Origin of the sequence: Streptomyces sp. W16, assembly GCF_033194735.1 — a bacterium.
Classification (GTDB): Bacteria; Actinomycetota; Actinomycetes; order Streptomycetales; family Streptomycetaceae; genus Streptomyces.
On record NZ_JAWOAI010000011.1, the window covers coordinates 1 to 12684 of the forward strand.

General features: G+C 69.4%; 13 protein-coding genes and 1 pseudogene. 6 read left to right on the plus strand and 8 right to left on the minus strand.

Going from position 1 to position 12684, the window contains the following annotated elements; genetic code table 11:
• Positions 1–164: 164 nt before the first annotated feature.
• The 7 genes and pseudogenes from R6V09_RS02685 to zapE all read right to left on the minus strand — a co-directional run bounded on the left by R6V09_RS02685 (position 165) and on the right by zapE (position 6135).
• Positions 165–1090 (minus strand): annotated as a pseudogene (locus tag R6V09_RS02685) (PPK2 family polyphosphate kinase).
• A 120-nt stretch (positions 1091–1210) separates the two neighbouring features.
• Positions 1211–1429, minus strand: coding sequence for a hypothetical protein (locus tag R6V09_RS02690; RefSeq protein WP_317879695.1), 219 nt, complete (start codon positions 1427–1429; stop codon positions 1211–1213).
• A 9-nt stretch (positions 1430–1438) separates the two neighbouring features.
• Positions 1439–2239, minus strand: coding sequence for a slipin family protein (locus R6V09_RS02695; RefSeq protein WP_317879696.1), 801 nt, complete (start codon positions 2237–2239; stop codon positions 1439–1441).
• Between the two features lie 104 nt (positions 2240–2343).
• Positions 2344–3801, minus strand: a complete 1458-nt coding sequence (locus R6V09_RS02700) for a SulP family inorganic anion transporter (protein ID WP_317879697.1) — start codon at positions 3799–3801, stop codon at positions 2344–2346.
• Between the two features lie 8 nt (positions 3802–3809).
• A complete protein-coding gene (locus R6V09_RS02705) occupies positions 3810–4388 on the minus strand; it encodes a carbonic anhydrase (RefSeq protein WP_317879698.1) in 579 nt (192 codons plus the stop codon).
• Positions 4389–4475: 87 nt separating this feature from the next.
• Complete coding sequence (locus R6V09_RS02710; RefSeq protein ID WP_317879699.1) at positions 4476–4874, minus strand: hypothetical protein; 399 nt, start codon at positions 4872–4874, stop codon at positions 4476–4478.
• Positions 4875–5028: 154 nt separating this feature from the next.
• Positions 5029–6135, minus strand: a complete 1107-nt coding sequence (zapE, locus tag R6V09_RS02715) for a cell division protein ZapE (RefSeq protein WP_317879700.1) — start codon at positions 6133–6135, stop codon at positions 5029–5031.
• Positions 6136–6172: 37 nt separating this feature from the next.
• On the opposite strand from zapE, the gene R6V09_RS02720 reads away from it, so the two are divergent.
• From R6V09_RS02720 to R6V09_RS02745, 6 genes are all read left to right on the plus strand, one after another.
• Entirely contained in the window at positions 6173–6967 is a 795-nt protein-coding gene (locus tag R6V09_RS02720; RefSeq protein WP_317879701.1) for a pyrimidine reductase family protein, read from the plus strand.
• 154 nt (positions 6968–7121) lie between these two features.
• A complete protein-coding gene (locus tag R6V09_RS02725; RefSeq protein ID WP_317879702.1) occupies positions 7122–7595 on the plus strand; it encodes an indole-3-glycerol phosphate synthase in 474 nt (157 codons plus the stop codon).
• A gap of 109 nt (positions 7596–7704) precedes the next feature.
• The gene (murC, locus tag R6V09_RS02730) at positions 7705–9093 is read left to right on the plus strand and encodes a UDP-N-acetylmuramate--L-alanine ligase (protein ID WP_317879703.1); all 1389 of its coding nucleotides are present in this window, start codon (positions 7705–7707) and stop codon (positions 9091–9093) included.
• 13 nt (positions 9094–9106) lie between these two features.
• Positions 9107–9514: a peptide-methionine (R)-S-oxide reductase MsrB gene (gene msrB, locus R6V09_RS02735; RefSeq protein WP_317879704.1), complete on the plus strand. Its 408-nt coding sequence runs from the start codon at positions 9107–9109 to the stop codon at positions 9512–9514.
• Positions 9515–9652: 138 nt separating this feature from the next.
• Entirely contained in the window at positions 9653–10228 is a 576-nt protein-coding gene (locus R6V09_RS02740; RefSeq protein WP_317879736.1) for an RNA polymerase sigma factor, read from the plus strand.
• Positions 10225–10854, plus strand: a complete 630-nt coding sequence (locus R6V09_RS02745; protein ID WP_317879705.1) for a hypothetical protein — start codon at positions 10225–10227, stop codon at positions 10852–10854. Before R6V09_RS02740 ends, R6V09_RS02745 begins: the two co-directional genes overlap by 4 nt.
• Positions 10855–10930: 76 nt before the next feature.
• Here R6V09_RS02745 and R6V09_RS02750 read toward each other — a convergent pair whose 3' ends face one another.
• Positions 10931–12463, minus strand: coding sequence for a subtype B tannase (locus tag R6V09_RS02750; protein WP_317879706.1), 1533 nt, complete (start codon positions 12461–12463; stop codon positions 10931–10933).
• Positions 12464–12684 lie beyond the last annotated feature (221 nt).

The window sequence follows — 12684 nt, forward strand, 5'->3', positions numbered from 1 at the left end:
GGACGGGTGGCGTGGGGCGCGGAAGGGGCCCCGCAGGCGGTGAGCGCGGCGCCGAGTGCACAGGCGGCGGCGACTCGTCGTACTCGAATGGTCACCGTAGGAACATAGGTGAATAAAAGTGACTAATTGGCCATCGACACGGAACGGGTCGTCAGGATGGGTCGTCAGCCGGAGCCGAGCAGCCGCTCCCGGCACTCCGCCACATCGAAGTCCGCCTTCGGATACCGCGGATCCAGCGCCGTCAGATGGTCCAGGAGCAGGCGGCTGATCGCCCAGTTGCGATACCACTTGCGGTCGGCGGGGACCAGGTACCAGGGGGCCTCCGGGGTCGAGCAGCGGGCGAGGGCGGTCTCGTAGGCCTGTTGGTACGCGGGCCACAGGGCGCGTTCCTCGATGTCGCCGGGGTTGAACTTCCAGTGCTTGTCCGGGTTGTCGAGGCGTTCCAGCAGGCGGCGGCGCTGTTGGTCGTAGGAGATGTGGAGGAAGCACTTGAGGACCGTCACGCCGTCGTCGGCCAGGGACTTCTCGAAGCGGTTGATACGGCCGTAGCGGTCGTTGATCTCGCGGTGCGGGGCGAGTTCGCGGACGCGGGCGATGAGGACGTCCTCGATGGGGGTCCCCCCGCTTCGAGCGAAGTCGAGAAGTGGGGGAGGGAGCGGTCGAAGATGCCGATCTCGCCGGGGTGGGGGAGGGCGCGTCTGATGCGCCAGAGGAAGTCGTGCTTCCGCTCCTCCGGTGTGGGTGCCTTGAAGGCGCTGATGCGGCAGCCGGAGGGGTTGAACAGGCCGATGACGTGCTTGACCGTGCCGCCCTTGCCGCTGGTGTCCATGCCCTGGAGGACGAGAAGCAGGCGGCGCCGGTCGCCGGCCGTGCTCGCCGCCCACAGGCGTTCCTGCAGGTCGGCCAGGTGTTCGCCCATCCGGACGGTGTCCTTGAGACCGGCGGCCTTGTCGGCGGGGCCGCCGGGGGTGGCCGCGGCGTCGTAGGAGGAGAGGTCGACCGGTCGGCCGGCGGGGACGCGCAGCAGGTCGGTGAGGGCGGTCGGCTTGGACTTCTTGCCGTTCTCGCCCTTCGTGCCCTTCTTGGCCATGGGGCACCCCTTCCGGTCGGCTCCCTCGATCCTGCGGCGCGGGGGCGGGGCCCGCCAGTCAGCGTGCCCGAGGCGAGAGGCGAGGGTGCGGACGGTCGGGGCGTGTCGTGCGGCGTCTCGTCAGGACGGGTTCGCCGGCGCGCCTGCGAAGGCCGGTGGCGGTGTCACGCCCTCGCCGTCGCGCGGGACCGTGCCGCTCTCGGTCGGTGCCGTACTCGTGACCGTGATCCGCTGCGAGGTGCCGGGCGCGGGCGCGGACGAACCGCCTCCATCCTCCCCGCATCCGGCGACGGTACCCAGGAGGGCGGCCACGGCGACGATCGCGAACTTCGGGCGCATGGCGGCATGTTACTGCTCGACGGCGGGCGGGGGAGGGGGCTGCGGCGGTTGCGGCTGCGCCCGTTCCAGGAAGCGCAGCAGCTCCACCGGGAAGGGGAGGACGAGTGTCGAGTTCTTCTCGGCCGCGACCGCCACCACCGTTTGCAGCAGGCGGAGTTGGAGCGCGGCGGGCTGTTCGGACATCACCCCGGCGGCCTCCGCCAGCTTCTTCGAGGCCTGCAATTCGGCGTCCGCGTTGATGATCCGGGCCCGGCGTTCGCGGTCGGCCTCGGCCTGGCGGGCCATCGAGCGCTTCATGGTTTCGGGGAGGGAGACGTCCTTGATCTCGACGCGGTCGATCTGCACACCCCAGCCGATGGACGGGCTGTCGATCATCAACTCCAGCCCCTGGTTGAGCTTTTCACGGTTGGAGAGGAGGTCGTCCAGGTCGCTCTTGCCGATGATGGACCGAAGCGAGGTTTGGGCCATCTGCGAGACGGCGAAGCGGTAGTCCTCGACCTTGACGATCGCGTCGGCCGCGTCGACGACCTTGAAGTAGACGACCGCGTCGACGCGCACGGTGACGTTGTCGCGGGTGATGCCCTCCTGCGCGGGCACGGGCATCGTCACGATCTGCATGTTGACCTTGCGGAGCTTGTCCACGAACGGGACGACCGTGGTGAAGCCGGGCCCCCGCACCTCGCCGGCCACCCGCCCGAGGCGGAAGACCACCCCGCGCTCGTACTGCTTGACGACCCTGGCCGCCGCAGCGATATAGACCACGCACGCGGAACCGGCCGCCGCGCCCGCCACCAGCAGTTCCTGGAGCATCCTGACCGACCCCCTTGCCGAGAGGCCTTTTTGTCTGCTCCTGCAAGGGTATGCCCGGTGTCCGCTCCGGGGCCACGATCACCCCGGAGCGGACACCGGCCCGCCTATGCGGCCGTGACCTTCACCGGCTCGGTACCGGCCGCGCTGTGCCGCTCGGCCCAGTTCTCCAGGGCCGTACGGCAGGCGTGGTCCAGGTGGTGCAGGCCGGAGAGGTGGAGTTCGACCGGCCGGTCCTGGGGGAGTGCCTCCAGGCTGTCGAGGATCTTCGGCAGCCGCAGGAAGGTCGCGTTGCCCGACAGATACGCCTGGACGGGTCCGGCGCCCTTGTCGACGACGTCCAGCTTGATGTGCGAGGCCTCCCACGCCGTCTTCGCGACGGCCAGCGCGAGGCCGATGAGCACGCCCTCGAACATGCTGACCGCGACGATCGACAGCGCCGTGACGACCAGGATCAGCGCCTCGCCCCGGTGCTCGCGCCACAGCGACACGATCTCCCGGACGGGGATGAGCTTGGCGCCGGCGTGCACGAGGATGCCCGCCAGGGCCGGGATCGGGATGTACGCGAGGACGTTCGGCAGCAGCGCCGCGAACAGCAGCAGCCATACGCCGTGCAGCACCCGGGACGCCTTCGTCCGTGCGCCCGCCTGTACGTTTGCCGCGCTGCGCACGATCACCGCGGTCATCGGCAGCGCGCCGAGCATGCCGCAGATCGCGTTGCCCGTGCCCTGCGCCACCAACTCCTTGTCGTACTCGGTGCGTTGACCGGAGTGCAGCCGGTCGACGGCCGCCGCGCTGAACAGCGACTCCGCGGACGCGATCAGCGTGAACGCGACCACCGTGCCCAGCAGCCCGACCTGCGCCAGCTCACCGAACGCGCCGAGCGGCGGCGGCTGGAGCGAACCGAGCAGCCCCTGCACCTCGACGGTCGCCACCGGCAGCCCGAAGGCGAGTGCGGCGAGCGTCGCGAGTCCTACGGCGGCCAGCGGACCCGGCACCGTACGGACCTTGGCGGGCAGCCGCTTCCACAGCACCAGTACGGCGATGGTGGCGGCGCCGAGCGCGAGCGAGGCCAGCGCCTTCGTGTTCCCGGCGGCGTCGACGAGCGCGCCGGGCAGCTCGACTATCTTGTCCAACCCCGAGGCGGGGGCCTTCGCCCCGGCCACCGAGTACAACTGCCCGGCGATCAGCACCAGTCCGATCCCGGCCAGCATGCCCTCGACGACCGAGACGGAGATGGCCCGGAAGTAGCGCCCCAACTTCAGGACGCCCATGAGGATTTGCAGCACGCCGGTCGCGAGCACGATGACTCCGAGGGCGGGCAGTCCGTACTCCCGCACCGCCTCGAAGACCAGCACGGTCAGACCGGCGGCGGGCCCGGACACCTGGAGGCTGCTGCCCCGCATGAATCCGGTGACGAGCCCGCCCACGATGCCGGTGACCAGGCCGAGTTCGGCCGGCACACCGGAGGCGACGGCCACGCCCACGCACAGCGGGAGCGCGACCAGGAACACGACGAGGGAGGCGGCGAAGTCCTCCCGCAGATGGGGGAATTTGGTCATCATCGGCGCGCTCACAGGGACTTGAAGGCGTCGGCGGCCGGGTCGTGCACCAGGACCGCACCGGTGTGGACCTCGTAGAACCAGGCGTGCAGGGTGAGTTGACGGTCCTTCAGCTTCTTCTCGATGTACGGGTACGAGCGCAGCCTCAGCAGCTGCGTCAGGACGTGGCCCTGCACGCCCTCGGAGACGGCCGGGTCGTCGACCGTCCCCTCCGGCTTCGGAGTCGCCCGCGTGAGCCAGTCGCGCACGGCGGGTACGGCGGTCAGGTCGTCGCCGCGCACCAGGGCGCCGACGGCGCCGCAGTGCGAGTGGCCGCAGACCACGATGTCGGAGACGCCGAGGACCTCCACGGCGTACTCGATGGTGCACGCCTCGCTCGTGGGGTGCTCGGAGGCGTACGGCGGGACGATGTTGCCGGCGGTGCGCAGCTCGAAGAGCTGGCCGGGGCGGGCGCCCGTGATCAGGGCCGGGACGACCCTGGAGTCGGAGCAGGTGATGAACAGCACCTGCGGGGACTGGCCTTCGGCGAGTTTGGCGAACTCCTCAGGGCGTTGTCCGAACGTACGGGCGTTGTCGATGAGGGGCTGCATGGCGTGAGTACTCCTCCTGGCGCGCCCTCTGGGCGCGTCGGGCTTGCATGACAGTGTGCGTGGGGGTAGTGACTGCCTGCTTCGCTCTCAGCAGCGGAAGACCTGAAGTGCCGCCGGAGAGTGCGCTGTCGAGGATCTCGCTGTGCGGTGGTGCGCCGCGCCGGGCGCCACCTGTGTGCCCATGGCCGCCGGGTCCTGTGCCAACAGGGGGCGTTCGGGCGTCTCGGGCCCGCAGTCGACGGTGCGGAGACGGTCGCGCAGACGCATCGGGCCGGTGGGGGTCCCGGAGGCGCCGCAGTCGCGGAACGTGATGGTCTCGGAGCGCGGGGCCTTGCCGCCGGGCTTGAGCGCGGGCTGTGCTTTGGCCTCCGCATGACGGACTGTGTGCGCGGATGCGAAGGAAGTGGTGGGCGCGAAGAACTGGAGGGCGAGCAGGACGGCGGTGAGGAGCGTCGCGACGGTCCGGGCCGTCTCACCTCGGAACATGCGCCCCCCTTCGGCCGGTTCGTGTTTCTCGTCCAGACCAAGGCCAGGTCAACGGCTGGTCAAGTGACACGGTAACCCGGTGAGGTTGTTTGCAGGGTTAACGCAGCGTTTCCGATGGAAGAGAGCGTGAAAAGTGCGCCTGGGCTGGCGTGAACTAGGCGGTTTCGACGAGGCCCTTGGCGTCCCTGGCCAGCGCGGTGAGGCGGGAGATCGCGCGGAAGTACTTCTTGCGGTAGCCGCCGTTCAGCATCTCCTCGTTGAACAGCTGGTCGAAGGGCAACCCCGAGGCCAGGACGGGCACTTCACGGTCGTAGAGCCGGTCCGCGAGGACGACGAGCCGCAGGGCCGTCGCCTGGTCGGGTATCGGCTGGACGTCGGTGAGGCAGACCGCCCTGAGGCCGTCGGTCAGGGCGCCGTAGCGGCTGGGGTGGACCTTGGCGAGGTGGGCGAGGAGGTGCGGGAAATCGTCCAGGGATGCGTCGGCGGTGGCGTAGGCCGCCTTCGTGACCTGCTCGTCGGTGAACGGCTTCGGGGCCTCGGGCAGTCCGCGGTGGCGGTAGTCCTCGCCGTCGATGCGCAGTGAGCGGAAGTGCGCGGACAGGCCCTGGATCTCGCGCAGGAAGTCGACGGACGCGAACCGGCCCTCGCCGAGTTTGCCCGGCAGGGTGTTGGAGGTGGCGGCGAGCGCCACACCCGCGTCGACCAGCCGGCCGAGCAGGGTCGACACCAGGACGGTGTCGCCCGGGTCGTCCAGCTCGAACTCGTCGATGCACAGCAGGCGGTGGCCGGAGAGCGTCTGGACCGTCTTCTGGAAGCCGAGCGCGCCCACCAGGTTCGTCAGCTCCACGAAGGTGCCGAAGGCCTTGAGCGCGGGCTCGGCCGGGGTCGCGTGCCAGAGGGAGGCCAGCAGGTGCGTCTTGCCGACGCCGTAGCCGCCGTCGAGATAGACGCCACGAGGGCCTGCCGGGGTCTTGGCCGCCCTGCCCTTGCCGAACCCGAGGAAACCGCGCTTGGCGGTGCCGGCCGCGTGTGCCCCGCCGAGTCCGGCGGCGAAGGTCTCCAGGACGCCGACCGCCTCGGTCTGGCTGGGCTGGTTCGGGTCCGGGATGTACGTGGCGAAGCGCACCGAGTCGAAGCGCGGCGGCGGCACCATCTCGGCGACCAGCCGGTCCGCGGGGACGTACGGCTCACGGGCGCACAGGGACAGCGGGGCCGCGTCTGCTATCGGGCTGATCCCGGAGGCGGCGGAAGAGGACGACACGGTTCACCAGTCTAGGGGGCGTGCCAGACTGCACGGCATGCGACGCCTGTTCCCTGTGACCGACGAAACAGCAGCCCAGGCCTCGAACGGGGCCCCTGATGCGCGTGGGACGGACCGGGAGTGGGGGCTTCCGGAACTCGCGGAGGCCTACGCCTACCCCGCCGCCGACGGCCCCTGGCTGCGCGCCAACATGGTGTCCACGCTCGACGGGGCCGGTCAGCACGAGGGCCGTTCACAGCCCATCTCGGGCGATGCCGACATGCGGATCTTCGGCACCCTGCGGGCGCTGGCCGACGTCGTGGTGGTCGGTGCGGAAACGGTACGCCAGGAGGGTTATCGGCCCGCACGCGCGCGTGCGGAGTTCGCGGCGCCACGCGCGCGTGCCGGACAGGCGCCCGCCCCGGTGATCGCGGTCGTCACCGCGAGCCTCGACCTGGACTTCTCGCTTCCGCTTTTCGTCTCGCCGCTGGTGCCGACGCTGATCCTGACGGGCGCCGCGGCGGCTCCGGAGCGGGTCGCGGCGGCGGAGAAGGCGGGCGCCCGGGTGGTGGTCGCCGGTGACGGCGCCGGCGTGGATCCCGCCCGGGCCGTACACGCGCTCGCCGAACTGGGGCACACCAGGCTGCTGACCGAGGGCGGGCCGCGGCTGCTCGGGCAGTTCGTGGCCGCAGGTGTGCTCGACGAGCTGTGTCTGACTCTCTCTCCGATGCTCGTGGCGGGGGAGGCGCAGCGGATCGCCGGAGGGCCGTCGGTTAAGGTTCCTCAGCGCTTCGAACTGGTGTCCCTGCTGGAAGAGGCCGGGTTCCTGTTCGGTCGCTACCGTCGGACCTGAAAACGGGCGGAATGATCCGTTCCGTTTGGCTTTCGACGGGCACACTAAATCCGGCAGTACCCGTGCGATCGCGGGGCAGGATGGTTTCCGCAGGGCCTGGCAGGCCCACGGAGGAGAGAGGGCCCGCGGGTCCTCGAAGGAGAAGGGGCGCCTGGTGTTCACAAGCGTACTGATGATCGAGAAGGCCCTTACGTCCGCCGACGTGGAGTTCGTCACCACCTTGCACGGTGACGAGACCGTCTCCTTCCACGTGTTGCTCCAGCCCCGCGGCGACCAGGCGGACCGCCTGCTGCGGGCCATCGACGACGTCGCCCTCGGCGAACTCGACGAGGCGGCGCACGAGCGGGAGACCCCCGAGGGCAAGGACGCGGCGGAACTCGGCGCGCAGGCCCTGTCGGTGTCCCTGGATGCCCTGCACGCGGCCGGCAGCGCGGCGGAGGGGCGCCTCATCGAGGATCACCCGCTGGACGCCCTCAAGACCCTGGTGGACGAGATCGGCGCCGACGAGGTCATCGTGCTGACCGACCCTCACTACGTGGAGGAGTTCTTCCACCGGGACTGGGCCTCGCGGGCCCGTCACAAGGTCGGCGTACCGGTGCTGAAGTTGTTCTCGCACAGCAAGGAGTAGCGGGCGGGGAGCGGCGGGCGGGTGTCCGTGATTGTCGGTGGCACCGAATAGGCTGGCCGCCGAACGTCCGCCGTATCCGTACGGAACCAGCACGCACAGGGAGACACACATGGCACCCGGCCTTCCCACCGCCATGGACCGACCGCACTTCATCGGCATCGGCGGGGCCGGAATGTCGGGGATCGCCAAGATCCTCGCGCAGCGCGGGGCGAAGGTCGCGGGCAGTGACGCCAAGGACTCCGCGACCGCCGACGCGCTGCGCGCCCTGGGCGCCACCGTGCACATCGGACACGCGGCGGAGCACCTCGCCGACGACGCCACCTGCGTGGTCGTGTCGTCGGCGATCCGCGAGGACAACCCCGAGCTGGCCCGCGCGGCCGAGCTGGGCATCCCGGTCGTCCACCGCTCGGACGCCCTGGCCCGCCTGATGGACGGCCTGCGCCCGATCGCCGTGGCCGGCACGCACGGCAAGACGACCACCACGTCGATGCTCGCGGTGTCCCTGACCGAGCTGGGCCTGAAGCCCTCGTACGCGATCGGCGGCGACCTGGACGCCCCGGGTTCGAACGCGCTGCACGGCGACGGTGAGATCTTCGTCGCCGAGGCCGACGAATCCGACCGCAGCTTCCACAAGTACGCCCCCGAGGTCGCGATCGTCCTCAACGTGGAGCTCGACCACCACGCCAACTACGCGTCCATGGAAGAGATCTACGACTCCTTCCAGACCTTCGCCGACCGGATCGTGCCCGGCGGCACGCTGGTCATCTCGGCGGACCACGAGGGCGCGCGCGAGCTGACGCGCCGGGTGTCCGACTCGGTGAAGACGGTGACCTACGGCGAGGCGGAGGACGCCGACGTACGCATCCTCTCCGTGGTCGCGCAGGGCCTGAAGAGCGAGGTGACGGTGGTCCTGGGCGGCGAGGAACTCACCTTCACCGTCTCGGTCCCCGGCCGCCACTACGCGAGCAACGCGGTCGCGGCCCTCGCCGCGGGCGCCGCGCTCGGCATCCCGGCGGCGGAACTGGCGCCCGCACTGGCCGCGTACACCGGCGTGAAGCGGCGCCTCCAGCTCAAGGGCGAGGCGGCCGGCGTCCAGGTGATCGACTCCTACGCCCACCACCCCACGGAGATGACCGCCGACCTGGAGGCGATGCGTGCGGCGGCCTCCTCCGCGCGGCTGCTGGTCGTCTTCCAGCCCCACCTCTTCTCCCGCACCCAGGAACTCGGCAAGGAGATGGGCCAGGCCCTGGCCCTCGCGGACGCCTCGCTGGTCCTGGACATCTACCCGGCCCGCGAGGACCCGATCCCGGGCGTCACCAGCGAGCTGATCATCGAGGCCGCGCGCGTGGCGGGCGCCGACGTGACCCCGGTCCACGACAAGGCGGACGTCCCCGAGGCCGTCGCGGGAATGGCGAAGCCCGGTGATCTGGTTCTCACCATGGGAGCGGGCGATGTGACAGACCTCGGCCCGCGGATCCTGGACCGTCTCGCGAAGTAAGGGGCTGAGCTTCATGTCGTACGACGTCGAAAAGCCGGACGAGGAATGGCGCGCGGAGCTGAACCCGGCCGAGTACGCGGTGCTGCGGCAGGCCGGCACGGAGCCGGCCTTCGTCGGTGAGTACACCGACACCAAGACGAACGGCGTCTACTCCTGCCGTGCGTGCGGCGCCGAACTCTTCACCTCGAACGAGAAGTTCGAGTCCCACTGCGGCTGGCCGAGCTTCTTCGACCCGAAGGACACCGACGCGGTCGAGCTGATCCAGGACCGCTCGCACGGGATGGTCCGCACCGAGGTGCGGTGTGCCCGGTGCGGGTCGCATCTCGGTCACGTGTTCGAGGGAGAGGGCTACGCCACCCCTACGGATCAGCGGTACTGCATCAACAGCATCTCCTTGCGTCTGACGCCTGACGAGAGCTGAGCGCTCCGAAACGACCGTGCCCTTCCACCGTCACCGACGGTGGAAGGGCACGGTCACGTGTGTCACCGGCCGATCCGGACAAAACCTCCTTGCTGAAAGGAGTCGGCCGGTGTCGGACACGGACGGGGCGTGGAATCCATGACGGAACAGGAGACCCGTCGGCTGCGACGGGCACGCTTCGAAGGACTGGCGCAGGTGGTGACGGCGCCCCTGCACCGGTATCTGGTGCGACGAACGGCCCCCGACATGGTCGAGGACGTCCTGTCCGACACCATGCTGGTGCTGTGGCGTCGCGTCGACCATGTACCCGGGCTCAGAAACGGGTTCCTGCCCGATCGCGACGAGGTGCTCCCCTGGTGTTACGGGGTAGCGCGGGGCTGCCTGGCCAATGCCCGCCGGGCGCACGGACGCAGGCTCCGCCTGGTGGACCGGTTGATGAGTGTGCAGCAGGCACCTGTGCCCGTGGTCACCGATCACAGCGACCTGCATGCCGCACTGGACGCACTCGGGGAATTGGATCGCGAGGTGATAAGGCTGTGGGCGTGGGAGGAACTGGCTCCACGGCAGATCGCGGAGGCGACCGGAATGACGTCCAACGCGGTGAGCGTGCGGCTGCACCGGGCGAAGAAGAAAATCGCCGAACAACTCCAGGCGGGGCGAAAGAACGCCGAACTCGCCGGACACAAGATGAGTGAAGGAAGGAGCGGTCAGTGAATGACAACGAGTTGCTGACCCTATTGAGGGATGCGGACCCCGCATTGACCTCACGAGCTCCGCTGCCGGACATCAATCGTCTTGTGGAGGCTGCAATGAAAACCGACTCTGTGGCAACGCCGGAAAACAACGACATCGACACCACGAATCCCACCGCGAAGATCACCGCAGGAAAGGGGCGCCGGCGTCTCCTCGGGCTCGCGGCGGCTGCCGCGCTGCTCCTCGGCGGTGGCGTCACCGCGGGAATCACGGCGAATTCCGGCAACGGCCACGTGACCCAAGCCGTCAAGCAGCTGAGTCTCAGCGCCGCCGCCACCGGGAACGGCAAGGGCAAGTGCCAGGCGCCTGTTCCCGACCAGCTGGCGGGTTATCCGACGCTTTTCTACGGGACGGTCACTTCCGTGAAGGGGCCGCTGATCACCTTCCACGTCGACCATTGGCTGCGCGGTGGCGGCAATCGCACCATCCTGGTGAGCAATGACCCGGACTTCCCGGAGAACCTGACCTTCACGGTCGGCCAGCATTACATCGTGGCCGCCGAAAAGGACGGGTCCATTCCCTCGTGCGGTGCGAACTGGGTCTCGGACAAGGAGTGGAGGCAGTTCAGCGACGCATTCGTAAAGTAGCGCCACCGCAAAGTAGCGCCACCGCTTCGTGGGGCGGGGCACCGTTCCGGTGCCCCGCCCCGGTGTCACCGCGCGGCTATCCGATGCTGTAGTCGGTGATCTCGCCCATCCACTTGATCAGGTCGCCCGGGTCCTCGTTGGCGCCGTGGCCGCCGTCCCAGTACATCTTGAGGTTGACGTCGTCGCCGAGGTTCTGCGTCTTGAGGGCGAGGTTGGTGATCGCGGTCAGGGAGTGCGTGGTGTCGCTGGTGCCGATCCGCAGCCACCAGTGCCTCGCCCGACGCGGGTTGCGCTCCTCCAGATAGGTCATCGGGTTGGTCAGCCTGACCTTGTGCGGGATGTCACGGTCGACCGTGGCGGTCTTGTCACCGGTCGCGTAACGCAGGCCGAAGTCGGTGAAGTGCCGGGAGACATGGGTCTCGTCGCCGAAGTAGCCCGGCTCAGGCTCCGACAGGGCCTTGTCGTCGAAGGCGGGCACAGGACGGGACCGGGCGATGTGTGCGATGTATCCGTCCCAGGAGAAAGTCGCCTTGTGGCCGGACCAGTTGATGAAGGGGTTGGCGGTCAGGTAGGCCGTCCGGTCGGCTTCGGAGAGCGCCCGCAGATGGCTGGTCGCGGCCGGCTGTACGTAGTTCTCCAGGAGGTACCGGTCGTAGTTGGCGGCTGTCACCCGGCCGAACCGGCCCACGCCGTGGAGGCCGAGCGAGGCCTGGTACTCCGCGAACTGCGCGGTCAGTTGCTTCGAGGCCGTCCGGTCGACCAGCTCGCCGTTCAGCTCGGCCGAGCCGTACATCCACTCGTAGGCCTTGTCGGCGTTGCCGAGATCGATGATGGGGCAGAAGACGGCGGAGGCGAACACCGCGTCGCTCGCCTCGGCCGCGCCGAGTTCCCGGAGGTAGGAGTCGAACAGCGGGCTGCCCACAGAGGCGCCCATCATCGAGGAGAAGTTGCCGCCGGCGCTGCCGCCGTTGGTGATGATCTTGCTGGGGTTGCCGGGGAGCACGCCCTTGTTCTTGTGGACGTACCGCAGCGCCGCCTTCAGGTCGACGAGGGCGGCGGGAGCCTTGCCGTAGTACTTGCCGTCCTTGACGTTGTCCCGTCCGCGCGCGCCCGAGGTGACCACGACGTAGCCGGCCGCGAGGGCCAGCGCCGAGTTGTCGCCCTGGTCGCCCGCCCCGGGCGGCAGCGGGGGCCTGGTCGTGGGCGACGCGGTGGGGTCGGCCGAGGAGCTGTCGCTCGGGGACGGGCTCGAACCCGGGAAGCCGCCGCCGGGATTGGTGCCGCCGGGTGTGCCGGAGAGGAATCCGCCGAGCGGGATGGAGAAGAAGATCGGAGCGTGGGAGGCGTCGACGGCCCGCCCGTCGATCTCGATCGGCTGCTGGACGTTGAGGCACTGGTAGGTCGGGTCCACGGGATTCGCGACGTAGACGATGTTCTCCCAGAACCGGTACGTGACGTTCTTCTCGGCACCGTCGGCCGTCGTGATCGTCTTGGTCGCCGTGGTGTAGGAGTCCTTGGGGAACGTCAGGGTGCCTCCGGTCGAGGCCGCCGCGCTCTGCGATCCGCCGTAGTTCAGGACGGCGGTCGCTCCGGCGGCGGTGGCTGCCATGCCGGAAAGGAATATTCGGCGCTTCACATCAACATCCTTGTCGGGGTGCGGGTTTGTGTGACCAAATGGGGGAAGTGATGGATTCACACTTCCTTCGGAAAGCCATTTCCCGCGTCCCCTGAATGCCGTCTCTCGCGCGTACGGTGACCGCCGTACTGTGGCTCGCGGGATACGCGGGTCGGGGTAGGTTGAACCATCGACGGCGTGATACGGCGGGGGAT